This window comes from Pseudomonas borbori (genome assembly GCF_900115555.1).
GTDB lineage: Bacteria > Pseudomonadota > Gammaproteobacteria > Pseudomonadales > Pseudomonadaceae > Aquipseudomonas > Aquipseudomonas borbori.
Genome location: NZ_FOWX01000012.1, coordinates 132,867 through 159,465, shown reverse-complemented (window position 1 = coordinate 159,465; position 26,599 = coordinate 132,867). Strand labels below are relative to the sequence as shown.

Genomic DNA, 26,599 nt, shown 5'->3' with positions numbered 1-26,599 from the left:
GCAAAGAAACAGGCCGAATGATTGTTCCCCCGCTGAATCAGGTGCAACGGGACTCCCGGCAGCAGCACACGCGCTCGACGCGGCATATGGAAACTCCTTTTCCATGAAATGACGCCAGAAGAGTAGACGAGATCAGGTTAATCGTGGTCTGACCCCTAATACGATAAATGGAGACAAAAGAGCGGGGAAACCACGGTTCCCCTTGAATTATCAAGCAGAAGCGAAAAGCCAAGCCCCCTATTACTTCTCCACTATTTCTGGCTGCATAGACTTTAACTCGCTAATAATCAAGTGCCCTTCTATAATAGAAGGCTTAAAATCTTCAGGGCGACTAATATCAAAGTGAGTCATGATTAGGCGACATACTTCACTAACCTTAAGTTCTTCTACATCTACAAAGTCATCTTTTGTCTCATATTCTGGAATTACCCACTTGTATAAGCTAGCTACTTCTATTGTTGCGGAGAGAGAGCTCTGTAATGAATCATCAGGAAAAATGGGGCGAGAGCCAAGATTTTTCACTAAAGTCATCAGGCGATCTCTGGCGAAAACTGTAAAGTTCCAACAGTGCGTATCTAGAGCCTCATTTTTTCCTTCAGCAGATAAAGAATCAAAGCCATCAACAAAATGATTGAATGAGTCAGCCATGTTTCTTAAATACAATTTGATAGAATCTTGAATCGGATTTGGTTCAAGCTTTCCAGAATTTTTAAGGATGTTATGAAAAAATAGCTGCCGATGAATTAAAGGTAGATCGTCTTCTTCAAGATAACTCCATTTGTGAGTTTTGATAAGTCTGCCAAATATTTTCACAAAGTAATTCGAGTGATCATAAAATAGATCATGAAAACGTTTCTCTTCTTGTTTGTTGATAGTTTCAACTAATTGAGCCGAACGGTGGTTAGCGATCACCCAAGACGTAAGAGGAATGCTTAATGATGCTATTGCAATCGGCACTTTGAGATAATGCCAAAATAGCTCTGCCGATTTAGCCCCTTCCGAAAGAGAAAAAATTAGCGACTCAGCCTTTCCAATATACATTGCAAGCAATGAACCAATAGTTATAGGTAACAGCAAAGACAACCGGAAAAGTGGTGTCTTAAAAACTGGTCTATCACTTGCAACCCAGAAGTCTTTTCTCACCTTAGACGGAATCCTTCGTTATTGAATAACCCAGCATTTCAGATAAATCCGCCCGCCCGTCAACGACGCCTATCGTAAAAGCCTCACAGTTCAAGCCATCACCTGTAACGGCAGTCAGCAGTGGGTAATCGCCTGGGCGCGTCTTTTCCCACAACCAATACGCTGTGGATAAGTGCTGCCTGCCCAGCTTCCCGCTGCCGTGCCCCGAGCGCAGTGCGCGACGACGAAGCGGGGCGTTGTGCCGGGCCGCTGGCATGGCAAGCCTGGGCCATTCGGGTGATGGGCAACGCATACCAAACATCCTTTTGGCAACGGCAGACGCGGAGGCTGGCACCGGGCCAGCAAAGATAGCTCGACCTTAAGCACTCGGCGGTTAAACGGCAAGTCGCCTTTCGCCTACCCCCTGTGCGTAGCCGGTGTGCCAGCGGCATGGGTATCGCAGGCTCAACCCATCCTACGGTTGTGGATAACTATGCGGGGCAAGCGGCAGGTCTGGCTGGATCCGCGGCCGAGCCGAACGCAGTGCGCCTTGCCGCGAACGCCTGGAGACGCTCTCGCGATGGCGCTGGCTATGTTCCCACGCACTGACCGGCCAGCAGACTGGCGCCTGCCGCCGGGATCAGTGCGCCGCCCCGGCATCAATGCCCGTGCATATGCTCGATCAGGGCGCGCTGGCGGCTGGCCTGGCTGCTGACCTGGTCGGCGAGCTCGAGGGTGTCGCGCTGCAGTTGCAGGCTGTGGCTGGCCAAGCCTTGCAGGGCGTGGATCTTCTGGTTGATCTCCTCGGCGGCCTGGCTCTGCTGGTGGCCGGCGGCGGCGATCTGGCTGCTGCTGTCGGCGATCTCGCCGATGCGCAGGGTGATGTGCGCCAGGGTCTGGGCGGTGGCGTCGACCTGCTCGACGCTGGTCCGCGACTGTTGCAGCCCCTGCTGCATGGCCTTGACCACCTGCGCCGTGCCCTGACGCAGGGCTTCGATCATGGCCTGGATTTCGTCGGTGGAGGCCTGGGTGCGCTGGGCCAGGGAGCGTACCTCGTCGGCCACCACGGCGAAGCCGCGGCCGTTGTCGCCGGCTCGGGCCGCCTCGATGGCGGCATTCAGGGCGAGCAGGTTGGTCTGCTCGGCGATGCCGCGGATCACCGCGAGTATCCCGCCGATGGTCTGGCTGTGTTGGCTCGCGGTCACGGCATTGCCGTTTGCCAGCGAGCCGCCAATCGGAGAAAAATCTCGACCTGCCCTGTAACGCCAGCACCCGTCCTCGCTCTAGTTGAATGCCGGCACGCAAAAACCTGCGGCGACCGGCACTCCCAGACCAATCGAGGATTACCCCATGACTACCAAGACTGCTGCTACCGGTGCCGCCCTGGCATTTGCCGCCGCTACCCTGTTCGCCGGCCTGACCAGCACCATGGCCGTGGCCGAAGAAGCCAAGGTGCACTGTTATGGCGTCAACGGCTGCAAGGGCCAGAACGATTGCAAGACCGCGAACAACGCCTGCAAGGGCCAGGGTGCCTGCAAGGGCCAGGGCTTCAAGAGCATGACTCTGGCCGAGTGCAATGCGGCCAAGGGTACTGTCGGCGAGTGACGGCACACGGAGTGGCCGCACGGCCACTCCGCTCCCGCGGTTGTTCAAGGAGCCTGGCATGTCCGCCGAATCATCCAGCCTGGGCTATGGCCTGGGCCTGCGCACCCCCTATTACCAGGCGATTCTCGAGCAGCGGCCGGCCGTCGACTGGTTCGAGATCATCTCGGAAAACTATCTGGTCGAGGGCGGCAAGCCGCTCTACTACCTGGACGCCATCGGCGAGCACTACCCGCTGGTGATGCATGGCGTGTCGCTGTCGATCGGCGGCCCGCACGAGCTGGACCGCGACTACCTGCAGCGCCTCAAACGGTTGGCGCAGCGGGTGCAGCCGCAATGGATCTCCGATCACCTGTGCTGGAGCCGCGGCAACGCCCACCAGCTGCACGACCTGTTGCCGCTGCCCTTCACCGAGGAAAGCCTGCAGCATGTCGCCGCGCGGGTGCGCCAGGTGCAGGAGGTGCTCGAACGGCCGCTGGTGCTGGAGAACGTATCCAGCTACCTGCGCAGCGCCGACGACCAGTTCAGCGAATGGCAGTTCCTCGCCGCGCTCAGCGAGCTCAGCGGCTGCGAGCTGCTGCTCGACGTCAACAACGTTTATGTCAGTGCGCGCAACCATGGTTTCGAGCCCTGGGACTTCATCAGCGGCCTGCCGGCGCAGCGGATCCGCCAACTGCACCTGGCCGGGCACAGCGATTACGGCAGCTACCTGATCGATACCCACGACCAGCCGGTCAGCGATCCGGTCTGGCAGCTCTATCAGCGCACCCTGCGCCACCTCGGCCCGGTGGCCACCCTGCTCGAGCGTGACGACCACTACCCGCCGCTGGAGGACTTGCTCGGCGAACTGGAGCAGGCGCGCGCCCATGCCGCCGTGGCCCTGCAGGAGTACCAGCCATGCGCCTGAACGACTGGCAGCGTGAGCTCGAGGCCTACCTGCTCGGCAGCGACCCGACGGCCAACCCGGCGTTGCGCGCCAGCCTGCTCGGCAGCTCGGCACTGAGTGCCGAACAGGGTCTGGCGATCTACCACAACGCCTACCGCGCGCGCCTGCTGGAAGCCTTGCGCGGCGATTACCCGGCCGTGCACGGCTGGCTCGGCGACGCGGAGTTCGACGCCCTGGCCGGCGCCTATATCGCCGCGCACCCCTCGCAACACTTCAGCCTGCGCTGGCTCGGCGCCGGCTTGGCGGACTTCATCGATGCCTACCTGGTGCCGGCTCAGGCGGCGCCGCTCGGCGAACTGGCGCGGCTGGAATGGGCCTTCGGCCTGGCCTTCGACGCGGCCGAGGCTGACGCCCTGAGCCTGGAGCAGATGGCCGATCTGCCCGCCGAGGACTGGCCGAACCTGCAGGTGCGCCTGCTGCCCAGCGTGCAATGGCAGCTCTGCCGCTACAACAGCCTGGCGCTCTGGCGCGCGAACAAGGCGCAGGACGCCTTTCCCGGCAGCCTGGCGCTGGAGCAGCCGCAGGTCTGTCTGATCTGGCGCCAGGGCCTGATCAGCCAGTACCGCAGCCTGCAACCCGACGAAGCGGAGGCCTTGCACGGCATGGCGGTGGCCGGCTGGAACTTCGCCGAACTCTGCGTGCAGTTGAGTGAGCTGGGCGACAATGCACCGCTGCAAGCCGCGACCTGGCTGCGCCAGTGGCTGTGCGACGGCCTGCTGCAGCGGTATGGCGGATAGCCATCTTCTATGGAACCGATAGCCTGACAAGCGAGTCATCTGAACTAGTCTTTCAGTGATTTCTGCTAGCTGGAGGTTCCTATGCTCGCGTATCTGCCGCCTACCCTGCGTGATCTGCAATTGCCCTTGCGGCTACGGCTGTGGGACGGCAAGCAGATCGACCTGGGCCCCGAGCCGCGGGTCACCATGGTGGTGAAAGACCCGAGTCTGGTGGCGCAACTGGCACATCCGAGCCTGGCTGCCCTGGGTGGCGCCTATGTCGAGGGGCGCCTGGAGCTGGAGGGGCCGATGAGTGCGGTGATCGAACTCGGCGATGCCCTCAGTCAGGCGCTGATCGAGGACGAGCCGGTTGCCGAACTGCAGCACAGCACCCACGACAAAGACACCGACGCGGCGGCCATCAGCTACCACTACGACCTGTCCAACGACTTCTATGCGCTCTGGCTGGACCGCGAGATGGTCTATTCCTGCGCCTATTTCGAGACCGGCAGCGAAGACCTCGAACAGGCCCAGCAGGCCAAGTTGCGCCACCTGTGCCGCAAGCTGCGCCTGCAGCCGGGCGAGCGCCTGCTCGATGTCGGTTGCGGCTGGGGCGGGCTGGCGCGCTTCGCCGCCCGCGAATTCGGCGTCGAGGTCTATGGCATCACCCTCAGCCGCGCGCAACTGCGACTGGCCCGGCAACGGCTCAAGGACGAAGGGCTGGGCCAGCAGGTGCGGCTGGAATTGCAGGACTACCGCGACCTGCCGCAGGACGGCCGTTTCGACAAGGTGGTCAGCGTCGGCATGTTCGAGCACGTCGGCCACGCCAACCTGCCGCTGTACTGCCAGCGCCTGTTCGGCGCGGTGAAGAGCGGCGGCCTGGTGCTGAACCATGGCATCACCGCGAAACACACCGACGGCCGTCCGGTCGCGCGCGGCGGCGGCGAGTTCATCGGCCGCTACGTGTTCCCCCACGGCGAACTGCCGCACCTGGCGACCATGACCACCCAGCTCAGCGATGCCGGCCTGGAAGTGGTCGACGTGGAAAACCTGCGCCTGCACTACGCGCGCACCCTCGAGCACTGGAGCGCACGCCTGGAAGCGCAACTGGAGCAGGCCGCCCGGCTGGTGCCCGAGCAGGCCCTGCGCATCTGGCGCCTGTACCTGGCCGGTTGCGCCTACGGCTTCGCCCGCGGCTGGATGAGCCTGCACCAGATACTCGCGGTCAAGCCGCGTGCCGACGGCAGCCACGAGCTGCCCTGGACCCGCGCCGATCTGTATCGCTGAGCAAGCCCGCGCTGCGGCCTGCCAAGGTCCCTTGTAGGAGATCCCCCGTCGTCCATACGCCGCGCTGTCGCGCAGCAAACTGGGGGCAATTGTGCCTAGCGGCTTGTGGATACCTGTGGGAGGGGCCGGGCGGCGTTCCGCTTTAGCCGCGAGAATGTGCCAGTCCAGTCGCGGCTAAAGCCCCTCCCACATAAAGCCCCATCTCAAGGAACGTAATAACCCATAAAATCAATGACATACAGGTTGTTTGATAAGAGATCCCCCGTCGTCCAGACGCCGCGCTGTCGCGCAGCAAACCGGGGTGCTCAAGGACCGAGATCGTAGGATGGGTTAGGCGCCCGCAAGTCGACCTGCTGCCAGCAGAACAAGAGCGCCGTAACCCATCATGGATTTCAGCCACGACAATCGGGGACAGGTATAGATCGCTCGATGGGTATCGCTGCGCTCAACCCATCCTACGGTTATCGGTTCCTGCAAGACTCCGTGTAGATTAAATTTCTATATATAAAACAATGAGTTATTTTTTGTTTGATGAGAGCGGGCCATGCCCGCGATAGGATCTTCCGGCCACCACTGTAGTTGTGGATAAAGCGGATCGCCGCCCAGCCACCCCCCACACAAGGGCCACGCGGGGTTCCGTCTGCGGCAGCGGCGCCGTTTTCACCAGGCGCCGCCCCGGAACAGGGCAGTTTCCTTCAATACCGCGATGTGCCCGCCTGTCAGTCTTCGCCTTCTTTCTGGCGATGCCGACAGGTGTGCGATGACTCTTCTGCTTTCCATGGCGGCCTTTGCCCTGGCCTCCTCGATCTCCCCCGGCCCGGTCAACCTGGTGGCACTGAGTGCCGCTGCCCGCTACGGCCTGCGCGCCAGCCTGCGGCATGTGACCGGCGCGACCCTGGGCTTCACCCTGTTGCTGTTGGCCATGGGCCTGGGGCTGCACCGGCTGCTGAACCAGTGGCCGATGCTGGCGAGCCTGATCCGCTGGTCCGGTGTGGCCTTTCTGCTCTACATGGCCTACGGCCTGGCGCGGGACGATGGCCGCCTGGATGGCGGCAAGGCGCAACTGCCACCCAGCCTGCTCACCGGCGCGGTGATGCAGTGGCTCAATCCCAAGGCCTGGCTGGCGGCCTTGGCCGGCATGGGCGCCTATGCGGCGGACGGCGAACTCGACGTGGTCGGCCAGTTCGCGGCGCTGTATTTCGTCATCTGCTACCTGTCCCTGGCCTGCTGGGCCTATGCCGGCGCGTTCCTGCGCCAGTACCTGCTGCAAGCGTGGCGCATGCGCCTGTTCAACCGCGGCCTGGCGCTGCTGCTGGTGGCGTCTGCGCTCTATCTGCTGTGGCCGTGATCAGGCCGAGCGGCGGTATTGGCCGGGAGTGGCGGCGAGCAGTTGCTTGAAGGTGCGCTGCAAGTGCGCCTGGTCGGCGAAACCGGCCGTCAGGGCCACCTCGGCGATCGCTTCACCGCGCCTGAGCCGGGCCTGGGCGTACTGGATGCGGCTGTTGATCAGGTAGGCATGCGGGGTCATGCCATAGCAGCGGCGGAAGCTGCGGGTCAGGTAGGACGGCGACAGCCCGGCCGCGGCGCAGATGTCCTCCAGCTTCAGCGCCTCGGTGCAGCGTTCGCGGATCAATTCGGCGGCCAGGCGCAGGCGCGGGTTGTCCTTGCGCGGCTTGGCCGGTGCGGGGTCGAGGCGTTGCTGCAGCTCGGCGAAAAAATCCAGCAACGCGCAGTGCTTGTGCAGGCTGTCGGCCTGCGGGTCGCTGAGCAGGTCATACAGGCGATTCAATCCGGCGTAGAGCTGGACATCCTGGCTGAGGATGGTGGCGAAGGCGCGCAGCGGCTGGTTGCGGCTGAAGCCCAGTTGCTGCTGCAACTCGGTCAGCCAGGCCACGTCGACATAGAACATGCGGTAGGACCAGGGCTGGCCGTCCAGGGGATTGCAGGCATGCACGTCGCCCGGATTCATCAGCACCACGCTGCCGGCACCGATCCGCTCGCGGGCCTTCTCGTTGAGGTAGGTGCTGCGTCCGCGGGTGATGGCGCCGATCGAGAAAAACTCGTGAGAGTGCGGCGCGTAGCACAGCTGGCGCCCATCCAGCACATCGCGCGCTTCCACGAATGGCAGGGCCGGGTCGCGCCAGAAACGTGGGGTGGTCGCCTGATCCTCTGTGGCCATGTTGCCTGTCCGCTGACTGAATCTCGTCCGACTATAGCCGGCTGCGTCAGCGGCACAAGCCCTGACCTGCAATGGGTCGCACTTTGCCTTACCATGCCGGGATTGGGTCGAGTCGAGCCGTGCATGTCTGCTTTGTTTCCGCGTTTTCGCGTCATCCTGATCGTGCTGCTGATCCTCCTCGGCCTGCTCGCCAGCGTCTGGCTGGCCGGGCGTTATGCCGAGCAGCACGCCTGGCAGGAGCGCAGCGTCGAGGCGCGTGGCCAGTTGCAACTCTATGCCCAGTCGATCCACACCCTGGTCGAGCGCTTCCGCTCGGTGCCCGAGGTGCTGGCGCTGGACAGCGATATCAAGTCGCTGCTGCATGCGCCGAACGATCGCCTGCTGCGCGAGAAGCTCAATCAGCGCCTGGAACAGCTGAATGCCGCGGCCGGCTCCACCGTGCTCTACCTGCTCGACAGCCGGGGCGAGACGCTGGTGGCGAGCAACTGGCGCGACTGGAGCAGCTTCGTCGGCAACAACTACGCCTTCCGCCCGTACTTTCAGGATGCCGTGCGTCAGTCTTCCGGGCGCTATTTCGCGGTGGGCGTGACCACCGGAGTTCCCGGTTATTTCCTCTCCCATGTGGTGCGTGACGCTGACGGCAGCGTGCTCGGCGTGCTGGTGGCCAAGCTCGAACTGGAGGAGTTGCAGCGCGAGTGGGCCGGGCAGTCCGGGGTGTTGCTGGTGGCCGACAGCTACTCGGTGGTGATTCTCAGCAGCCGCCCGGCCTGGCGCTTTCTCGCCCTGCAGGCGCTGAGCGAACAGGCCCGCGGCGAGCTGGTGGAGGTGCGCAAGTACGCCGAGCAGGCGCTGCAACCGCTGGCCAGCGAGCTGCGTCGGCGCATCGGCGAGGACAGCGAGTGGCGCCGGGTCGATGGCCCGGACGGGCGCCGCGACTACCTCTGGCAACGCCTGGCGCTGCCCGAGGAAGACTGGACCCTGCACCTGCTGGTCGAGCCGCAGGCGCTGGTCGACAGCGTACGCAGCTACCGCCTGGCGGCCGCCGGGGTGTGGATGACCCTGGCGTTTCTGTTGTTGTTTCTCGCCCAGCGGCGCAAGAACCAGCGTCTGCAGGCAGGCATTCGCGAGCGCCTGGAACGCGAGGTGGCGCTGCGCACCGCCGAGTTGCGCGAGGCCCAGGATGGCCTGGTGCATGCGGCGAAGATGGCCGCCCTGGGGCAGATGTCGGCGGCCATGGCCCACGAGATCAACCAGCCGCTGACCGCCATGCAGATGCAACTGGGCAGTCTGCGCCTGCTGCTCGACAGCGGTCGCCAGGCCGACGTGCACGAAGGCCTGCGCCGCATCGATGGCCTGCTGCAACGCATGGCCGGGCTCACCGGGCACCTGAAGACCTTCGCCCGCAAGAGCCCGGCCGGCCTCAGCGAACGCTTGCGTCTGGGCGATGTGCTGGAGCAGGCGCTGCAACTGCTGGCGCCGCGCCTGCGCAGCGAGCAGGTGGAGCTGGACTGCGCAATCGACAGCGATGCGCTGGTGCTGGGCGATGCGATTCGCCTCGAGCAGGTGCTGCTCAACCTGCTGAACAATGCCCTGGATGCCATGGCCGGGGTCGAGCGGCGGGTGCTCAGCGTGTCGATCCAGCGCCAGGGCGAGCAGTGCCTGCTGAGCGTGGCGGACAGCGGCGGCGGCATTGCCGCCGAAGACCTGCCGCGGGTGTTCGAACCGTTCTTCACCACCAAGCCGGTGGGCCAGGGCCTGGGCCTGGGGCTGGCGGTGTCCTACGGCATCGTCCGCGAGCTGGGCGGCAGCCTGGAGGCGAGCAATGGCGAACGGGGCGCGGTGTTTACCCTGCGCCTGCCGGCGGCGTCGTAAGCGTGCTCGGTCGCGTAGGGTGCGCTGTGCGCACCAGCTAACGCATACCACCAGCCTGCTGGTGCGCACGGCGCACCCTACAAAATATCAAGGCAGTTACACTGCCGCCGGTTGATCAGGAGGTGCTATGAGTGGTCAGGTGATAGTGGTCGATGACGAGGCGGCGATCCGCGAGGCGGTGCAGCAGTGGCTGGAGTTGTCTGGCCTGCAGGCGCAGACCTGCGCCAGTGCGGCCCAGGCTCTGGCGCTGATCGACCGCGATTTTCCCGGGGTGGTGGTCAGCGACGTGCGCATGCCCGGTACCGATGGCCTGCAACTGCTGGACAAGCTGCTGGAACTGGATCGCGACCTGCCGGTGATCCTGGTCACCGGCCATGGCGACGTGCCCATGGCGGTGCAGGCGCTGCGCCAGGGCGCCTACGACTTCATCGAGAAGCCCTTCACCCCCGAGCGCCTGCTCGACAGCGTGCGTCGTGCCCTGGACAAGCGCCGGCTGGTTTGCGAGAACCGCCAGCTGCGCCAGCAGTTCGCCCTCAAGGACCATATCGAGGCGCAGTTGCTCGGCGTCTCGCGGCCGATGGAAAACCTGCGCCGGCAGATCCTCGAACTGGCCGGCACCTCGGTGAATATCCTGATTCGCGGCGACACCGGCAGCGGCAAGGAGCGGGTCGCCCGTTGCCTGCATGATTTCAGTCCGCGTGCCGGCAAGCCCTTCGTCGCCCTCAACTGCGCGGCGATCCCCGAACAGCTGTTCGAGAGCGAGCTGTTCGGCCACGAAAGCGGCGCCTTCACCGGCGCCCAGGGCAAGCGCATCGGCCGCATCGAACACGCCGACGGCGGCACCCTGTTCCTCGACGAGGTGGAAAGCCTGCCGCTGGCGCAGCAGGTCAAGCTGCTGCGGGTGCTGCAGGAGCGGACCCTGGAGCGGCTCGGTTCCAACCGCAGCATCCAGGTCGACTTGCGGGTGATCAGCGCGGTCAAGCCGGACCTGCTCGATGAGGTGCGCGCCGGGCGTTTCCGCGAGGACCTGTACTACCGCTTGAACGTCGCCAGCCTGCGCATTGCGCCGTTGCGCGAACGCCGCGAGGACATTCCCCTGCTGTTCGAGCACTTCGCCCGCGAGGCCGCCGAGCGCCACGGCCGGGACATGCCGCCGCTGTCGCCGAGCGAACTGGCGCGGCTGTTCGGTCACGACTGGCCGGGCAATGTGCGCGAGCTGATCAACGCCGCCGAGCGCCATGCCCTGGGCCTGAGTGCCCCGCTCGACAGCGCGGGCGAGTTGCCGGTGCAATCGCTCGCCGAGCAGATGGAAACCTTCGAGGCGCACTGCCTGCACCGCGCCTTGCAACACTGCCAGGGCAATATCGCCGAGGTCATGGCGCTGTTGCAGCTGCCGCGGCGCACCCTCAACGAGAAGATGCAGCGCCACGGCCTGCAGCGCACCGACTACCTGCCCGGTGGCGAGGAATAACGAGGGTAGGGTGCGCGGGGCCGCCTTATAGGAATTGATCGGCGTGGAGCCTGGTGCGCACGGCGCACCCTACGGCCCGTTTGCCGGATGCGATAAGCGGATTCTTGCCGAGCGCTGCGCAGATGTCGGCGGTTTCCCGCTCGATGACCGGCCTATCTACCGGATGAACCGCTCTATTGCGGTGGTTTCAGCCCTTGGCACGGCATCTGCTATAGCTCTGTTACGCCAGACGTGTTGCTTGCGTCGGCGATTATAAGAAAGACCAGAGGTGAGCCTATGCACTGCCATACGTCCCCCGCGAGCCTGTCTCGCCCAGCTCCGCTATGCCGCCTCTGGCGTGCCAGGCCTCGGCCGGGTGCGGGCATTCGCCACTTTCGTCCAGTCTGATCGAACCCCGGGCTTGCATATCCGCTGCGGCGGCCGTGCATCGTCTACAGTGAAAAAACGCTGCATAAAGCCATAACAACGACGGAGAAACTCCATGCGATTGACCAAGCGTTTCAGCCTGCTCGCCGCTGCCGCGGCCCTGACCGCCAGCACCGCGGCATTTGCCGCGCCGACCTTCATCAACATCCTCACCGGCGGCACCAGCGGCGTCTACTACCCGATCGGTGTGGGCCTGTCGCAGCTCTACAGCAATGGCATCGCCGATGCGAAAACCTCGGTGCAGGCGACCAAGGCCTCGGTGGAAAACCTCAACCTGCTGCAGAGCGGCCGTGGCGAACTGGCCCTGGCCCTCGGCGATTCGGTGGCCGACGCCTGGAACGGCGTGGAAGACGCCGGCTTCAAGGCGCCGCTGAAGAAGCTGCGGGCCATCGCCGGCACCTACCCGAACTACATCCAGATCGTCGCCAACAAGGAATCCGGCATCACCACCCTGGCCGACCTCAAGGGCAAGCGCATCTCGGTCGGCGCGCCGAAGTCCGGCACCGAGCTGAATGCCCGGGCGATCTTCGCCGCGGCGGGTCTGAGCTATGAAGACATGGGCAAGGTCGAGTTCCTGCCGTACGCCGAGTCGGTCGAGCTGATCAAGAACCGTCAGCTGGATGCCACCCTGCAATCCTCGGGGCTGGGCATGGCGGCGATCCGCGATCTGGCCGCCACCCTGCCGATCAACTTCGTCGCCATTCCGGCCGACGTCACCGGCAAGATCGACAACGCGGCCTATCTGCCGGCCGTGATTCCCGCCGGCACCTACGACGGTCAGGATACCGAGATCGCGACAGTGGCGATCCAGAACATCCTGGTCAGCCATGACGGCGTGTCCGAGGAAGTGGCCTACCAGATGACCAAACTGATGTTCGACAACCTCGAGCGCCTGGGCAACGCCCATTCCGCGGCCAAGGACATCAAGCTGGAAGGTGCGGCGAAGAACCTGCCGATCCCGCTGCATCCGGGTGCCGAGCGCTTCTACAAGGAAGTCGGCGCACTCTGAGTCCTGGGTCTTGGCGGCCGTAGGATGGGTTGAGCGCAGCGCTACCCATCACCGCGGCCCGATGGGTTATGCCGTCGCGCGGCTAACCCATCCCCCAGCCATGCGCCATCCTGTAGGTAGAGTTGCAAATAAAACCAGCGTACGGACCACGGCAGGTTTTGTTGGCGACTCTTGCACCTTATCGACGTTGTAATGAGGGCATAAGCTCCATGACTGAACAAAATCACGGCCTTGCGGCGGGTCCGGGCGATTGGCCGAAAGCGCTGTTTTACGTGGCGCTGCTGTTCTCGGTCTTCCAGATCACCACGGCGGCCTTCCATCCGGTGTCCAGCCAGATCCTGCGGGCGGTGCACGTCGGCTTCCTGCTGCTGACGGTATTTCTCAGCATTCCGCTGGTCGGCACGCACAGGCCCTGGCAACCGCTGGCCTGGCTGCTCGGCCTGGCCGGCATGGGCACGGCCATCTACCAGTGGGTGTTCGAGGCGGACCTGATCCAGCGCTCCGGCGACCTGACCAGCGCCGACATGGTGGTCGGCCTGGTGCTGATGGTGCTGGTGTTCGAGGCGGCGCGGCGGGTGATGGGCATCGCCCTGCCGCTGATCTGCGGGCTGTTTCTCGCCTACGGCCTGCTCGGCCAGTACCTGCCCGGGGATCTGGCCCACCGCGGCTATGGCCTGGACCAGATCGTCAATCAGCTGGCCTTCGGCACCGAGGGCTTCTACGGCACCCCGACCTATGTGTCGGCCACCTATATCTTCCTGTTCATCCTGTTCGGCTCCTTCCTCGAGCAGGCGGGCATGATCAAGCTGTTCACCGACTTCGCCATGGGCCTGTTCGGCCACAAGCTCGGCGGCCCGGCCAAGGTCTCGGTGGTGTCCTCGGCGCTGATGGGCACCATCACCGGCTCGGGCGTGGCCAACGTGGTCACCACCGGCCAGTTCACCATTCCGTTGATGAAGCGCTTCGGCTACAAACCGGCATTTGCCGGCGGCGTCGAGGCCACCTCGAGCATGGGCAGCCAGATCATGCCGCCGATCATGGGCGCCGTGGCGTTCATCATGGCCGAGACCATCAATGTGCCCTTCATCGAGGTGGCCAAGGCCGCCCTGATTCCGGCACTGCTGTACTTCAGTTCGGTGTTCTGGATGGTCCATCTGGAAGCCAAACGGGCCAACCTGAAAGGCCTGCCGAAAGACCAGTGCCCCAATCCCTGGGCGGCGGTGAAGGAGCGCTGGTACCTGTTGATCCCGCTGTTCATCCTCATCTACCTGCTGTTCTCCGGGCGCACGCCGCTGTTTTCCGGGATGGTCGGCCTGTGCTTGACCGCCATCGTCATCCTCGGCTCGGCGATCATCCTGCGGGTTTCCTCGACCGTGCTGCGCATGGTCTTCTGGATCGCCCTCGGCCTGCTCTGCGCCGGTTTCTTCCAGCTCGGTATCGGCGTGGTGTTCGCCGTGGTCGGGCTGCTGGTGGCGATCTGCTGGTTCATCCGGGGCGGGCGCGACACCCTGGTGATCTGCCTGCATGCGCTGGTCGAAGGCGCGCGCCACGCGGTGCCGGTGGGTATCGCCTGCGCCCTGGTCGGGGTGATCATCGGCGTGGTCTCGCTGACCGGAGTGGCCTCGACCTTCGCCGGCTATATCCTCGCCATCGGCCAGGACAACCTGTTCCTCTCGCTGATCCTCACCATGCTCACCTGCCTGGTGCTGGGCATGGGCATCCCGACCATTCCCAACTACATCATCACCAGCTCGATTGCCGCGCCGGCGCTGCTGGAACTGGGCGTGCCGCTGATCGTCTCGCACATGTTCGTCTTCTACTTCGGCATCATGGCCGACCTCACCCCGCCGGTGGCGCTGGCCTGTTTCGCGGCGGCGCCGATCGCCAAGGAAACCGGATTGAAGATCAGTTTGTGGGCCATACGTATCGCCATCGCCGGTTTCGTCGTCCCCTTCATGGCGGTGTATGAACCGGCGCTGATGCTGCAAGGCGATAGCTGGCTGGCCACCGTTTATGTGCTGTTCAAGGCGGCCGTGGCGATCGGTATCTGGGGCGCGATTTTCACCGGCTTCCTGCACTGCAAGATGGCCTGGTGGGAGCGGGCACTGGGCTTCGCCGCTGGCGCCAGCCTGATCCTGGCCACGCCGATGAGCGATGAGATCGGCTTCGCCCTGGCGGCGCTGTTCCTCGCCCAGCACTTCTGGCGTGGCCGGCGTGCCCAGGCGACGACGGCGTGATCGGATTGTGCATGGGCCTGGCCGGGGCGGTGTGGGCCGAGCTGCCGGTGCCGGGGTTTACCCTGGCCTGGCAACACACGATCGAAAAGATCCGTTGGGAAGAGGATTACCGCGTTACGCCAGAGGGCTTGTTGCTCGGCGAGGCGCGGGTCAAGGGGTCTGGTGCCGGCATGGAAATTCCTGCCGATGCCGAACTGCGTGAGGGCAGCTGGCATTACCAACGCCAGCTTGCGCCCCTGCAACCACTGCGCTTGGGGCGAACCCCCGAAGCAGGGGATTACCAACTGTGTTTCAACCAGCGTTGTCGCTCGATGAGCGACTGGCTCGGCCCGCCACAAGCGACCCGGCCGGCGTTGGAACTCTGGAGCTGTGAGCTGGGCTCCCCCGGATCCTCCGTGGATCCAGGCCAGGACGACGGTTAAGGCCGCGTCTGCTCCCAAGGCCACAAGCCCTGGTCGTCGTAGAGGAGAACCCCCATTTGGCGCAGGCCGGTGGGGGTTTTGTTCGTTAGGCGCGGATTCCTGCCCGTAGGGTGCGCCGTGCGCACCAATATTTCGCAACCTGCGCTGGTGTGCAGGGCGCACCCTACGGGCAATCCAGTCCTGGCACAGAGTCTTGTTTATGGTGCGGGGTTGGTTATCTTGGCTCGTCTGGCGGGCCAGTTTCCCGATTTTCGTGATTACAGAGCAGGAAACCGATGAGCACCACCACCTATTACCTGGACATGCAGCACCCCGAGCAGATTCTTGGCAAACCGCTGCCGGGCGACTTGAGCGTGGTCGAATGCCGACACAAGCAGTTCCAGCTCAACCGTTTTCTCTACCAACTGGTCGGCACGCCCTGGGGCTGGACGGACAAGCTCGGCTGGTCCGATGCGCAGTGGCGCGAGCTGGTCGAGCAGGCCGATCATCGCACCTGGGTGGCCTATCACCAGGGGGCGATCGCCGGTTACTACGAGCTGCTGCGCGATGCCGGGGGCGCGGTGGAAATCCTCTACTTCGGCCTGGTCGAGGCCTTTTTCGGCCGGGGCTTCGGCGGCCCGTTGCTGAGCCATGCCTTGCAATCCGCCTGGGCCTGGCCGGGCACCACAAGGGTCTGGGTGCACACCTGCAGCCTCGATCACCCCAGCGCCCTGGCCAACTACCGGGCCCGCGGGCTGCAGGTCTATCGCGAAGAAGTGACCCCGTAGGGTAGGCCGTGCGCACCGGGTTTTGATCAATCGCCGGCCAGCGTCGCTAACTCAACCTACGCTTGCAGGGTCGATAGCGAACCTATGGAGTCTTGCCATGCGCATCTCAGTATTGAAAGGCCTGTCCTTGGCCCTCTGCCTGCTGCCGGCCCTGGCAGGCGCGCAGGCTATCCAGCCCGGTCTGTGGGAAATCAGCTCGAGTGCTATGCAGGTCGATGGCCAGGCACTGCCGGACATGCAACAAATGCTGGAGCAGTTGAAAAACCTGCCGCCCGAACAGCGCCAGATGATGGAGCAAATGATGGCCAAGCAGGGTGTGCAACTGGGTGACCAGGGGGTGCGTATCTGCATGAGCGAGGCGCAGATCGAGGCCCAGGACATCCCCCTGCAAGATCCCAAATCAGGTTGCAGTCACGAGATCACGGAGCGTAGTGCCGAGCTGTGGAAGTTCCGCTTCAGCTGCCCGGATGGCCAGGGCGAGGGCGAGACGCGCTTTCTCAGCGACAAGGAGTTCACCACCCAGGTGCAGGGTACCTACGGCGGTCAGAGCGGCAGCATGAACAGCCATGCGCGTTGGATTGCGGCCGATTGTGGCGGCTTGCAACCGCGTTGATCTGTGGTCCGCCGAATCGCCAGGACGCCGGACCGCAGCAAGCTGGCTCCTACTCTTTGGAGGCTGCCAATCGGCAATGATTAACAAGTGATAATGAAGTGCAATTGCATTGACGAGAGCGGCGAACTGTTGCGAAAATTCAATCGCTAATTATTAGCATTTGCATCGGTGTGCTTTGGCAGCCGATGCGCGCGTGCTGGTAAGCGCCTCCTGCAAGCAAGGACGACCCTGCAGGACATTCGATATTCGCATTGGGGAGAGTCCTTGTGTTGTGCAGAAAGACCCGCCTGGCCGTGGCCATCGCCGCCGCTTGTAGTTTCAACCATGCCCTGGCCGCCGACGGCGCGGCGGTACAACTCGATGCCCAGACCGTGGTCGGCAACGCCGAAGCGGCCGAGGCCGACAGCTACAAGTCGACGCCCAGCAGCGCCGCCACCAAGCTGGACCTGACCCCGCGGCAGACCCCGCAGTCGATCTCCACCATCAGCCGCGGCCAGCTCGATGACTTCCAGCTCGACAGTGTCAACGATGCGCTGAAGATGGCCACCGGCATTCAGGTGCAGGAGGTCGAGACCGACCGCACCTACTACAGCGCCCGCGGCTTCGACATCACCAACTTCCAGTACGACGGCATCGGCATTCCCTTCGTCTATGGCAACGTCGAGGGCGACCTCGACACCGCGGTGTTCGAGCGGGTCGAGGTGATCCGCGGCGCCAACGGCCTGATGTCCGGCACCGGCAACCCCTCGGCTACCATCAACTTCGTACGCAAGCGCCCGACGCTGGCACCCCAGGCGCGCATCGACCTGACCGCGGGCTCCTGGGACAAGCGCCGCATCGACACCGACGTCTCGGGCGCGCTGACCGATGCAGGCACCATCCGCGGCCGGGTGGTCTACGCCCACGAGAACAAGAACTCCTACCTGGACCGTTACGCGCGGGAGAAGAACGTCTTCCACGGCGTGCTGGAGTTCGACCTGAACGACAGCACCCTGTTCACCCTCGGCCATACCCTGCAGAAGAGCGATGCCAATTCGCCGCTGTGGGGCGCCCTGCCGCTCAACTACAGCGATGGCTCGGCCACCGACTACTCGCGCTCCACCAGTACCGCCGCCGATTGGGCCTACTGGGATAACCAGGAGAACCGCAGCTTCGCCGAACTGGCCCACGACCTGGGCAACGGCTGGCAGGCCAAGGCCGTGGTCACCCATGTGAAGAAAGAGGGCGACGGTTCGCTGTTCTACGTCTACGGCACCCCGGATCGCGACACCGACCTGGGGCTGTTCAGCTTTCCGTCCGAATACCAGGACGAGAACCGCCAGCTGATCGGCGACCTGCAGCTCAACGGCGCCTTCGCCCTGGCTGGTCGCCAGCACGACGCGGTGCTCGGCGCCAGCTGGTCGCGTTCCGAGCTGGAGGACATCTCCTGGTACGACTCCAGCACCGGCACCGCCCTGCCGCCGCTGGAGCAGTGGAACGGCAATATCGGCAAGCCGTTGAACGATGCCGGCAGCAATGGCAGCGATTTCACCGACCGCATGCAGAGCTACTACGGCGCCGCGCGCTGGAGCCTGAGCGACCGCCTGAGCCTGATCAGCGGGGCGCGGGTGGTCGATGTGCAGAGCAGCGGCGGCAACTACGGCAGCGACAAGACCACCAAGTACAGCGGCGAGGTGGTGCCCTATGCCGGCCTGGTCTTCGATCTCAGCGAGCAGTACTCGGTCTACGCCAGCTACACCGAGATCTTCGATCCGCAGACCGAGACCGACCGGAGCGGTTCGCGTCTGGCACCGGTGGAAGGGGTCAACTACGAGGCGGGGATCAAGGGCGAGCTGCTGGACGAGCGCGTCAACCTGTCCCTGGCGCTGTTCCGCACCGAGCAGGACAACGTGGCGGAAGCGGCCGGCTTTGATGCCGGCAAGACCTTCTACAGGGGGGTCGAGGGTATCAGCAGCGAGGGCTACGAGCTGGAGGTGTCCGGCGAGCTGCTGCCCGGCCTGCAGGCCAACGCCGGCTACACCTTCGTCGACATCACCGACGCCAACGACCAGCATGCGGTGACCTACTCGCCCAAGCACCTGTTCAAGGCCGCCGGCACCTACCGTATTCCGGCTCTGGAGCAGCTCAAGGTCGGCGCCAGCCTGAACTGGCAGGACGAGGTGCGCAACGGCATCGCCGAGCAGGACGCCTACGCGGTGGTCAACCTGATGGCCAGCTACGAGATCGACCGCAACTGGACGGTCTCGGCCAACCTCAACAACCTCACCGACGAGAAGTACCTGAGCAGCCTGTACTGGACCCAGGCCTATTACGCTGCCCCGCGCAACGCCAGCATGACCGTCAGCTGGAACTACTAGCAAACCGGCGCCTGCCGCGGCTGCGGCAGGCATAGCCGCCTACCGTCACGAGAAAGCCCATGCGTCCCACCTTTGTTGTTCTGCACCGCTGGTTCGGCCTGTTTATCGCGGTGTTCCTGTTCGTCTCCGGCCTGACCGGGGCGGTGATCTCCTGGGATCACGAGATCGACGAGTGGCTCAATCCGCAGCTGTTCGAATCCCGCAGCGAGGGGCCGGCGCAAACGCCGCAGGCGCTGGCCGCCCAGCTGGAGGCGCGTGACCCGCGGGTGCAGGTCGGTTTCATGCCGCTGTATACCGAGCCGGGCCATGCCTTCGGTGTCAGCGTCAACCCGCGCATCGACCCGGCCACCGGCAAGGCTTATGAGTTGGACTTCAACCAGCTGGCCCTCGATCCGGTGACCGGCGAGGAGCAGGGCCGGCGCCTGTGGGGCGCGCTGTCGCTGAGCCGCGAGAACCTCATGCCGTTCCTCTACAAGCTGCACTACAGCCTGCATATCCCCGATGGTTTCGGCATCGAGCTGGGCATTCTGTTGTTCGGCCTAGTCGCCATCGTCTGGACCCTGGATTGCTTCATCGCCCTGTGGCTGTCCTTCCCCAGCTGGCGCGCCTGGCGCAAGTCGTTCGCCTTTCGCTGGCAGCAGGGCGGCTACAAGCTCAACTTCGACCTGCACCGCTCCGGCGGCGTGTGGATCTGGGGCCTGCTGCTGATCCTGGCGGTGTCCTCGGTATCGATGAACCTCAATGTGCAGGTGACCCGGCCGCTGGTCGAACTGTTCTCGCCGCTGACCCCCAGCCCCTTCGCCAGCCGTACCCCGGTCAGCCTCGATCAGCAGCCTGTGCCGGCCATCAGCCGGGCCGACGCACTGCACTTGGCGCAAGCCGAGGCGCGACGCCTGGGCCTCGATAAACCGCCCGGCGGGTTGTTCTACTCACCGGAGTTCGATGTCTACGGCGTGGGTTTCTACACCGCGGAAAACGACCACGGCGACGGCGGCCTGGGCAATCCCTGGCTCTACCTCGACGGCCAGAGCGGCGCGCTGGCGGGCAGCTTGATTCCGGGCAGTGGCAGCGCCGGGGATATCTTCATGCAGGCGCAGTTCCCGCTGCATTCCGGACGCATCCTCGGCCTGTCGGGGCGAATCCTGGTGTCGCTGCTGGGGCTGGCGGTGGCCATGCTGTCGCTGACCGGGGTGGTGATCTGGATCAGGAAGCGTCGTTCGCGGGTACTTGGCGAGCAGCGCAGCCGGCAGCTCATGTCCCGGGCTTCAGCTGGCTGCTAGAGGATCGGCGAGATCAGGCGGGCCACGCGCATGGCCAGTTGCTGCAGGCGGCGCAGGTTCTTGTAGTCGCTGGCGAGCAGTTCGCGCGATTGCTCGAAGTCCTGCTCGAGCATGTGGGCGACCTCGTCGGCGAAGCGCCGATCGAGGGTCAGCAGGGTGATCTCGAAGTTCAGGCGGAACGAGCGATTGTCCAGGTTGGCACTGCCGATGCCGGCGACCTCCCGATCGACCAGCATGACCTTCTGGTGCAGGAAGCCCGGCTGGTAGCGGAACACCCGGATTCCGGCGCGCAGGGCCTCGAAGGCGTACAGGCTGGAGGCGGCGTAGACCACCCGGTGGTCGGGCCGCGCCGGCAGCAGGATGCGTACATCGACGCCGCGCAGCACGGCCAGGCGCAAGGCGGCGAACAGCGCCTCGTCGGGGATGAAATAGGGGCTGCTGATCCACAGCCGCTCGCGGGCGCTATGAATCGCCTCGACGAACAGCAGCGCGCAGGTTTCCTGCGGATCAGCCGGGCCGCTGGCGATCAGTTGGCAGAGCATGCCGTCGCCCGGGTAGGCCTCGGGCAGCAACAGCGGCGGCAATTGGCGGGTGGCCCAGAACCAGTCTTCGGCGAAGGACTCCTGCAGGCAGGCGACCACTGGCCCGCGCACTTCGACATGGGTGTCGCGCCAGGGTGCCAGGGGCGGTTTGTGCCCGAGGTATTCGTCGCCGACGTTGAGCCCGCCGAGAAAGCCGCATTCGCCATCGACCACCACTATCTTGCGGTGGTTGCGAAAATTCAGCTGGAAGCGGTTGAGCAGTCCGCCGCCGGTGGTGAAGGCATGGACCTGGATGCCGCCGGCGCGCATTTTCTCGCTGAAATGGCGCGGCAGGGCGTGGCTGCCGATGCCGTCATAGAGCACGAAAACCTGCACGCCGGCGGCCGCGCGCTGCAGCAGCAGGTCTTGCAGGCGCCGGCCGAGCCGGTCGTCGCGGACGATGAAGAACTGCAGCAGGATCACCCGGCGTGCGCTGGCCAGGGCGGCGAAGATCGCGGCGAAGGCCGCCTCGCCATCGATCAGCAGCTGCACCTGATTGTTCGCCAGGCAGGGCATCCGGCCCAGCCGGGGCAGGGCGCGCAGTTGCTGGTAGATCGGCGAGGCGCTGGCGCTCAGGGCTTCGTCGACCCAGGGCCGCCAGTTCAGCGCGGCCATGGCCTGGTGCATCTGCCTGTCGGCGTGGCGCCGGGCCTTGATATAGGCATCGAAGCGGCTGCGGCCGAACACCAGGTAAGGCAGCAGGGTCAGGTAGGGCATGAAGAACAGCGACATCGCCCAGGCCAGGGCACCCTGGGCGGTGCGTACGGTCAGCACCGCATGCACGGCGGCGAGCATGCCGAGGGCATGGATCGCGGCGATCAGGTAGGCGAGCAGATGGGGGATGCCGAAATCCAGGGACATGCGGGTTCCTGTGCGCTGAAGCCGGGCTGGCGGCGAATCTGTTACCCCTGCAGTGTGGCACCAACAGCGGTGCATTCGCCAAGTTCCGAGTCTGCAGATGGCGGCATTTGGCCTGCGAGTGACGCCCCGTGGCCGGAAAACCTGGGATTTGCCTGTTACCCTTAGCCGCTACCCGAAACGTTTTTCGGGCGCGATGAGTTGTAAGTCGGGCGAAACCGTCCTTCTTGTGCTTGCCAGCGAGTTAAATGCCTCAAGGAGCACTCCACATGGAAAAAACCCCTTTGCATGACACGACGCCACAGCCAGAAGCGGAAATACCGGGTGGCATTCCGGCCCCGAGCGGGGCCGCCAACCTGATCGATACCGACTATGTGGTCGGTCAGGACAACATCAAGGGCAGGTTCCTCTTCAACCTGGATATCCACGGCAAGGTGTTCAGTATTTCCGCGCTGACCATCCTCCTGTTCGTGATCCTGACCCTGGCCCTGCAGGCCGAAGTCGAACCGCTGTTCAGCGCCATTCGCGGCTGGCTGACCAGCAACCTGGCCTGGTTCTTTATCGGCGCGGCCAACATCTTCGTGCTGCTGTGCCTGTTTCTGATTGTTTCGCCGCTGGGCAAGGTACGCCTGGGCGGCAAGGAGGCGACGCCCGACTATTCCTATACCGGTTGGTTTTCCATGCTGTTCGCCGCCGGCATGGGCATCGGCCTGATGTTCTACGGCGTGGGGGAGCCGATGTCGCATCTGGACTCGGCCATCGCCGGGGTCAGCGTCGGCGAAGATGGCCTGCGCAGCGACTGGGCGCCGCTGGGCGCGGCCGCCGGTAATGCGCAGGAGGCCGCGAGCCTGGCGATGGCGGCCACCATCTTTCATTGGGGCCTGCATCCCTGGGCGATCTACGCCATCGTCGCCCTGGCCCTGGCGCTGTTTTCCTTCAACAAGGGCCTGCCGCTGAGCATCCGCTCGATCTTCTACCCGCTGCTCGGCGAGCGGGTGTGGGGCTGGCCGGGGCATGTGGTCGACATCCTCGCGGTGTTCGCCACCCTGTTCGGCCTGGCCACCTCCCTGGGCCTGGGCGCCGAGCAGGCGGCTGCCGGCCTCGATCATCTGTTCGGTATTACCGCGAACGATACCAGCAAGGTGCTGCTGATTATCGGCATTACCGCGATCGCCCTGATGTCGGTGCTGGCCGGCCTGGACAAGGGGGTCAAGCGCCTGTCGGAAATCAACATGGTGCTGGCCATCCTGTTGCTCGGCTTCATCATTCTGGTGGGGCCGACCCTGGCGATCGTCACCGGCTTCTTCAGCAACCTGGGCAGTTACCTGGCCTATCTGCCCGAGCTGTCCAACCCCATCGGACGCGAGGACGCCAACTTCAGCCAGGGCTGGACCGCCTTCTACTGGGCCTGGTGGATCAGCTGGTCGCCCTTTGTCGGCATGTTCATCGCCCGGGTCAGCCGTGGCCGCACGGTACGCGAGTTCCTCATCGCCGTGCTGCTGGTGCCGTCGCTGGTGTCGGTGTTGTGGATGACCGCCTTTGGTGGCACCGCCATCGGCCAACTGCTCGGCGACGGTTTCACCGGGGTGCAGGAGGCGGCCCTGGAGCTGAAGTTGTTCGCCATGCTCGGCCAGCTGCCGTTGAGCGAGATCAGCTCCTTTATCGGCATCGTGCTGGTGATCGTGTTCTTCGTCACCTCGTCGGACTCCGGTTCGCTGGTGATCGACACCATCACCGCGGGCGGCAAGGTCAATGCGCCGGTGCCGCAACGGGCGTTCTGGGCGATCATGGAAGGCGCGGTGGCCATCGCCCTGCTGCTCGGCGGTGGCCTGGTGGCCCTGCAGGCCATGGCGGTATCCACCGGCCTGCCGTTCACCATCGTGTTGCTGGTGGGCTGTGTGTCGATCGTCAAAGGCTTGTTGAGCGAGCCACGCTGACCGCCGCCGCTGGCTAATACAAAAAACGCGCCTTCGGGCGCGTTTTTTGTGGGAGGGGCTTTAGCCGCGATGCTTTTGACCCTCTGGCTAAGAGTTCGCGGCTAAAGCCCCTCCCGCAGCTAGCGCGGAGTGCCGCTCAATTCCACAAGTCGCCCACCGGCGTGGTGGCCGGATAGTGGGTGGCGGTCTGTGCCTGCAGCAATTCCGCGGTCGCCAGGGCGTCGGTCAGGGCGTGGTGCGCCTGGTACAGCGGCAGGCCGTAGCGCAGGCGGCTGTCGGCCAGGCGGATGGATACCGACTGTTTGCCGAGCATCTGCCGTAGCCAGCCGGGTCGGCGCTGGCGCGGGTGCAGCCGGGCTTCCAGCTGCATGGTGTCGATCACCGGGAAATGCAGCCCTTCACCGAGTAGATGACGCACGGCCTGGTCGAGAAAACCGCGTTCGATGTTGCGGTAATGCACCACCATGATCTTGCCGGCCATGGCCGTCAGCAATGGCTCGAGCACAGCGTCCAGGGCCGGTGCGCTGAGGATGTCCGAGTGGGTGATGTGGTGGAAGGTGACCGACTGGCTGTTCAGTTCGCACAGCGGTTTGACCACCCAATAGCTGGCTTCGCGGCAGCGAATGCGCCGTAGGTCGAAGGGCACCAGGCCGAGGCTGACGATCGAGTCGCGGCGGCTGTCCAGGCCGGTGGTCTCGACATCCAGGGCCAGCAGCGGTGCCTGCTCCAGGGGCGTGTCGGCGCTTACCGTGCCGGCCCGGTAGAAGCGAGCCAGTCGAGGGTCGCGGGCGCTCTGCGCCAGCTGGGCGAACAGCGCCGGCCAGTCGGCTGGCGCGCCAGTGCGCAGGCGTCTCATAGCGGTCGGTTTTGCAGCTGTCCGGGGTAGCGGAAGCGCAGAAACTTCTGCGCATTGCTCAGCACCTGGAAGGCCGACTTGAGGTTGTGCCGTTCGCTGGCGGAGACCTTTTCCGGCTCGATGTAGTTGTCCGGCTCGCGGCCTTCCTGCAGGTCCATGGCCTGATGGCGGATGCGCACGATGGAGAGGAACTCCAGGGCGTAGCGCAGCTGGGTGATGGCCTCCTCGGTGAGCAGCTTGGTGGTGGCGATGGCGTCCAGGCGCTCCAGCGAGTTCTGTGCCTTGGAGCCGGCGGCCAGGGCATGCACGCGGATCAGGTCGGTCAGGGGCGCCGTGCCGCGGCCCTTGAGGTTGATGATGTTGTTCTGCTGGCCGTCCTTCTCCATCACGAAGGTACGGAAGAAGCCCAGCGGCGGGGTGCGGTTGAGCGCGTTGCGTGCCAGGCTAGCGAGAAACAGCGGGCTCTGGCTGGCCTTCTGCGCGAGCAGATCCTTGAGGCTTTCGACCAGCTCGGTTTCGCCGTAGACGCTGTCCAGGTCGAAGAAGATGCAGGCGTTGAGCAGGGTTTCCGGATTGGGCTGTTCGATCCAGCGGGTGAAGTAGCTCTTCCACACCCGCAGCGGCTGGCGCCACTGGGGGTTGGTGGCCATGATCCCGCCCTTGCAGTAGCTGAAGCCGCAGGCCGCCAGGCCGTCGCTGACGAAGGTCGCCAGCTTGAGGAAATAGTCGTCGTGGACCCGCGGATCGAAGTTGTTGTCGAGGACCAGGGCATTGTCCTGATCGGTGACGATCAGCTGCTCGTCACGCGCCATCGAGCCCAGGGCCATGAAGCAGTAGGGTACCGGTGGTGGACCCAGTTCGGCCTCGGCCAGTTCCAGCAGGCGCTGAGTCAGGCTACGGCCGATGCCCGACATGGCGCTGCCGATCATGTGCGCGGTGGCCTGCTCGTTGACCATGCGCAGGAAGGTGGCGCGCAGGTCCGGCAGCAGGGCCTGCAACTCCGTCACCGACTGCCGGTTGAAGATGCTGTTGACCAGGTACAGGCTGCTCTGCGATTCGTACTTGATGATGTCCGACAGGTTGATCACCCCGATCGGCCGCTGACGGTGCACCACCGGCAGGTGGTGGATGTTGTGGCGCAACATGCACAGCATGGCCTCGAACACCGAGTCGTCGGCCTGGATGGTGATCGGGTTGGGCGACATCACCCGGTCGACCGGGGTGTCCAGGGCCAGACCCTCGGCCAGCACCCGGGTGCGCAGGTCGCGGTCGGTGGTGATGCCGGCCATCACTTGGTTTTGGGTTGCTCCGGCGGTGGATGGCGGCCCGAGGATCACCAGGGAAGCCACCCCATGCTCGGTCATCACCCGTGCGGCATCCTGCACCGAGGTGCCCAGCGGCACGCTGACGGTGCGCCTGGTGATCAGCTTGCGCACCTTGATCTTCATCAGCTCGCTGGCGTTGCCCTGGGATTCCTCCACCGACTTCAGGCGTGACTGGCCTTCGGCCTCGACGAAGTCGGCAAAGGCTTCATGGGCCTCGCACAGCTGCTCGAACAGCGGGCCGGGGATGAAGTAGATCAGGCTGTCTTCGATCGCCCGTGCCGGCAGCCGGACTTTCTTGCCGCGCAGCAGGCCAAACTGGCCAAACACGTCGCCTTCGGTCAGGCGGTTATACAACTCGCCGTTGCGCCGGTAGATCTCCACCGCGCCGCTGCGGATGTAGTGCAGATCCTGAATCGGCTCGCCGTAACAGAGGATATCGCTGCCGGCTTTGAAATAGCCGACCTCGACCTGTTGGGCGATATCGTCGAGGGTCTCATCCGGTAGCCCGTCGAAAGGGGCGAAGCGACTCAGGTGGTCGCGGATTTCGATCAACTCGATCTGCATGCGGGTCTCTTGAGAGCGGGCGGACGACGACCGAACCCGGACTGGCCCAGGCTCGGTCTGACGCGCTACGTTGATCATGACTACCGACTTTTCGCACCGCTGGGGTGAAGGGTCGGCCCTCACTTACCATAACGTGTCCTGCAGCGGCTGCACGACTGTTTCGCTGCTGGGT

The 26,599-nt window shown here is 64.3% G+C and carries 20 protein-coding genes and 1 pseudogene; 15 read left to right on the top strand and 6 right to left on the bottom strand.

What is annotated here, in order from left to right; translation table 11 throughout:
- Window positions 1-240: 240 nt before the first annotated feature.
- A complete protein-coding gene (locus BM315_RS24290; RefSeq protein ID WP_141123938.1) occupies window positions 241-1,143 on the bottom strand; it encodes a hypothetical protein in 903 nt (300 codons plus the stop codon).
- A gap of 638 nt (window positions 1,144-1,781) precedes the next feature.
- A pseudogene (locus BM315_RS11440) lies at window positions 1,782-2,273 on the bottom strand (methyl-accepting chemotaxis protein); the annotation flags it as partial.
- A 199-nt stretch (window positions 2,274-2,472) separates the two neighbouring features.
- Here BM315_RS11440 and bufA2 point away from each other — a divergent pair.
- From bufA2 to BM315_RS11415, 5 genes are all read left to right on the top strand, one after another.
- Window positions 2,473-2,727, top strand: coding sequence for a BufA2 family periplasmic bufferin-type metallophore (gene bufA2, locus BM315_RS11435; RefSeq protein ID WP_090500961.1), 255 nt, complete (start codon window positions 2,473-2,475; stop codon window positions 2,725-2,727).
- A 58-nt stretch (window positions 2,728-2,785) separates the two neighbouring features.
- A complete protein-coding gene (bufB, locus tag BM315_RS11430; protein ID WP_090500959.1) occupies window positions 2,786-3,631 on the top strand; it encodes an MNIO family bufferin maturase in 846 nt (281 codons plus the stop codon).
- Entirely contained in the window at window positions 3,622-4,407 is a 786-nt protein-coding gene (locus tag BM315_RS11425; protein ID WP_090500958.1) for an HvfC/BufC N-terminal domain-containing protein, read from the top strand. Before bufB ends, BM315_RS11425 begins: the two co-directional genes overlap by 10 nt.
- A gap of 81 nt (window positions 4,408-4,488) precedes the next feature.
- Window positions 4,489-5,673, top strand: a complete 1,185-nt coding sequence (gene cfaB, locus BM315_RS11420; RefSeq protein ID WP_090500954.1) for a C17 cyclopropane fatty acid synthase CfaB — start codon at window positions 4,489-4,491, stop codon at window positions 5,671-5,673.
- Between the two features lie 760 nt (window positions 5,674-6,433).
- On the top strand, window positions 6,434-7,021 hold the full coding sequence (locus BM315_RS11415) for a LysE family translocator (protein ID WP_090500952.1): 588 nt from the start codon (window positions 6,434-6,436) through the stop codon (window positions 7,019-7,021).
- Here BM315_RS11415 and BM315_RS11410 read toward each other — a convergent pair whose 3' ends face one another.
- Window positions 7,022-7,852, bottom strand: coding sequence for an AraC family transcriptional regulator (locus tag BM315_RS11410; protein WP_090500950.1), 831 nt, complete (start codon window positions 7,850-7,852; stop codon window positions 7,022-7,024).
- A 123-nt stretch (window positions 7,853-7,975) separates the two neighbouring features.
- Here BM315_RS11410 and BM315_RS11405 point away from each other — a divergent pair, with 123 nt between their 5' ends.
- From BM315_RS11405 to BM315_RS11365, 9 genes are all read left to right on the top strand, one after another.
- Window positions 7,976-9,724 carry a sensor histidine kinase gene (locus BM315_RS11405; protein WP_090500948.1) on the top strand — a complete coding sequence of 583 codons (1,749 nt, stop codon included), beginning with the start codon at window positions 7,976-7,978 and terminating at the stop codon, window positions 9,722-9,724.
- A gap of 127 nt (window positions 9,725-9,851) precedes the next feature.
- Window positions 9,852-11,195, top strand: coding sequence for a sigma-54-dependent transcriptional regulator (locus BM315_RS11400; protein ID WP_090500946.1), 1,344 nt, complete (start codon window positions 9,852-9,854; stop codon window positions 11,193-11,195).
- Between the two features lie 481 nt (window positions 11,196-11,676).
- Window positions 11,677-12,630, top strand: coding sequence for a TAXI family TRAP transporter solute-binding subunit (locus BM315_RS11395; RefSeq protein WP_090500944.1), 954 nt, complete (start codon window positions 11,677-11,679; stop codon window positions 12,628-12,630).
- Between the two features lie 209 nt (window positions 12,631-12,839).
- Window positions 12,840-14,867, top strand: a complete 2,028-nt coding sequence (locus BM315_RS11390; RefSeq protein WP_090500942.1) for a TRAP transporter permease — start codon at window positions 12,840-12,842, stop codon at window positions 14,865-14,867.
- Entirely contained in the window at window positions 14,864-15,289 is a 426-nt protein-coding gene (locus BM315_RS11385) for a DUF1850 domain-containing protein (protein WP_090500939.1), read from the top strand. Before BM315_RS11390 ends, BM315_RS11385 begins: the two co-directional genes overlap by 4 nt.
- A 275-nt stretch (window positions 15,290-15,564) precedes the next feature.
- Window positions 15,565-16,056: a GNAT family N-acetyltransferase gene (locus BM315_RS11380; RefSeq protein ID WP_090500937.1), complete on the top strand. Its 492-nt coding sequence runs from the start codon at window positions 15,565-15,567 to the stop codon at window positions 16,054-16,056.
- 97 nt (window positions 16,057-16,153) lie between these two features.
- Window positions 16,154-16,669: a DUF3617 domain-containing protein gene (locus BM315_RS11375; protein WP_090500935.1), complete on the top strand. Its 516-nt coding sequence runs from the start codon at window positions 16,154-16,156 to the stop codon at window positions 16,667-16,669.
- A gap of 266 nt (window positions 16,670-16,935) precedes the next feature.
- Window positions 16,936-19,026 (top strand): TonB-dependent siderophore receptor, encoded by a 2,091-nt coding sequence (locus BM315_RS11370; RefSeq protein WP_090500934.1) that lies wholly within the window; start codon window positions 16,936-16,938, stop codon window positions 19,024-19,026.
- 59 nt (window positions 19,027-19,085) lie between these two features.
- Complete coding sequence (locus BM315_RS11365) at window positions 19,086-20,306, top strand: PepSY-associated TM helix domain-containing protein (protein ID WP_090500932.1); 1,221 nt, start codon at window positions 19,086-19,088, stop codon at window positions 20,304-20,306.
- Here the strand turns inward: BM315_RS11365 and cls are convergent.
- Window positions 20,303-21,748 carry a cardiolipin synthase gene (gene cls / locus BM315_RS11360; protein ID WP_425287779.1) on the bottom strand — a complete coding sequence of 482 codons (1,446 nt, stop codon included), beginning with the start codon at window positions 21,746-21,748 and terminating at the stop codon, window positions 20,303-20,305. The genes BM315_RS11365 and cls overlap by 4 nt on opposite strands.
- 266 nt (window positions 21,749-22,014) lie before the next feature.
- On the opposite strand from cls, the gene BM315_RS11355 reads away from it, so the two are divergent.
- Window positions 22,015-23,682: a BCCT family transporter gene (locus BM315_RS11355; protein ID WP_090500930.1), complete on the top strand. Its 1,668-nt coding sequence runs from the start codon at window positions 22,015-22,017 to the stop codon at window positions 23,680-23,682.
- A gap of 136 nt (window positions 23,683-23,818) precedes the next feature.
- Here the strand turns inward: BM315_RS11355 and BM315_RS11350 are convergent, their stop codons facing one another.
- Both BM315_RS11350 and BM315_RS11345 read right to left on the bottom strand, forming a co-directional pair.
- Entirely contained in the window at window positions 23,819-24,538 is a 720-nt protein-coding gene (locus BM315_RS11350) for a 3'-5' exonuclease (RefSeq protein ID WP_090500928.1), read from the bottom strand.
- Window positions 24,535-26,427 carry a DUF294 nucleotidyltransferase-like domain-containing protein gene (locus BM315_RS11345; protein ID WP_090500926.1) on the bottom strand — a complete coding sequence of 631 codons (1,893 nt, stop codon included), beginning with the start codon at window positions 26,425-26,427 and terminating at the stop codon, window positions 24,535-24,537. Before BM315_RS11345 ends, BM315_RS11350 begins: the two co-directional genes overlap by 4 nt.
- Window positions 26,428-26,599: the final 172 nt, after the last annotated feature.